Raw genomic sequence first — 1,209 nt, 5'->3', positions numbered from 1 at the left:
GGCGAAGAGAAAACCGCCTGGGTCGTTGACTATGTGGACACCAAGGGCAAGCGCCGGCTGAAGACCTTCAAGCTAAAGAAGGATGCCGACCAGTTCGCGGCCACGGCATCGGTTGAGGTGCGAGAGGGCACCCACGTGGCCGACCGGGAGACGGTGACGGTCCAGAAGGCCGGGCAGCTCTGGATAGCCAGTGGTGAAGCGGCGGGGCTCGAGCGATCCACCATCAATCAGCGCCGGCAGCATCTCGAGCATCACATTGAGCCGTTCATCGGGGAGGCGCTGCTGTCGAAGCTGACCGTGCCGACCGTGCGCGATTTCGAGGATAAGCTCAGGGCGGAAGACCGGTCTCCTGTGATGATCAGGAAGGTTCTGACTTCGCTCGGATCAATTCTTTCGGATGCAGCTGAGCGAGGGCTCGCCACCCGGAACCCCGTCAGGGATATGCGCAGTCGACGCAAGGGGCGTGATGCGCGGGCAGAGAAGCGTCAGCAGCGGCGATTGGAGGTCGGTGTCGATATTCCCACACCGGAAGAGATCAAGGCTCTCCTTGCCTCCCTGAGCGGTCACTGGCGTCCCTTGCTGGTGACGGCGGTCTTTACCGGAATGCGTTCCTCAGAATTGAGGGGCCTGCGCTGGTCGGATGTGGATCTGGATGGATCGCGAATCAGTGTGAACCAACGGGCGGATGAGTTCGGGCAGATCGGAGCGCCGAAGTCTCACGCTGGCAAGCGCACCATTCCCGTGCCGCCTCACGTCATCAATGCGCTGAAAGAGCACAAGCTGAAACTAGGGCGGGCGCCCACTCTGGTGTTTGCCAATCCCGATGGCGAGCCACGGTCACACACGAACATCATCAATAAGGGGCTCATCCCGGCGATGAAGAACGCGGGCATCGTGACAGAGGATGGAAAGGCCAAATATACCGGCCTCCATGCCCTTCGGCATTTCTATGCTTCGTGGTGCATCAATCGCAGGGAGATGGGCGGCTTAGGCCTTGACCCGAAAGAGGTTCAGGACCGCATGGGGCATGGCTCCATCACCATGACATACGACACCTATGGGCATCTTTTCCCGCGTGGTGATGACGGGAAGGAACTTGCCGACGCTGCGAATGCGCTGCTTTCCAATGCGACATAGGCGCAACATGAGGGCGTAAAGCCGTTTGAAATCAATGCTTGGGCGAGTTCTGCAAATCCTTGCACCCCGGTT

The 1,209-nt window shown here is 59.8% G+C and carries 1 protein-coding gene; it reads left to right on the top strand.

The features are described 5' to 3' along the window. Positions 1–1,137: tyrosine-type recombinase/integrase (locus tag NA8A_RS24175; protein ID WP_009453076.1), on the top strand; the 1,137-nt coding region annotated here is incomplete at its 5' end. Positions 1,138–1,209 lie beyond the last annotated feature (72 nt).

The sequence above is a fragment of the Nitratireductor indicus C115 genome, from assembly GCF_000300515.1.
Classification (GTDB): Bacteria; Pseudomonadota; Alphaproteobacteria; order Rhizobiales; family Rhizobiaceae; genus Nitratireductor; species Nitratireductor indicus.
Note: the sequence above shows the minus strand (reverse complement) of the source record. Positions and strands in the feature narration are given on the sequence as shown.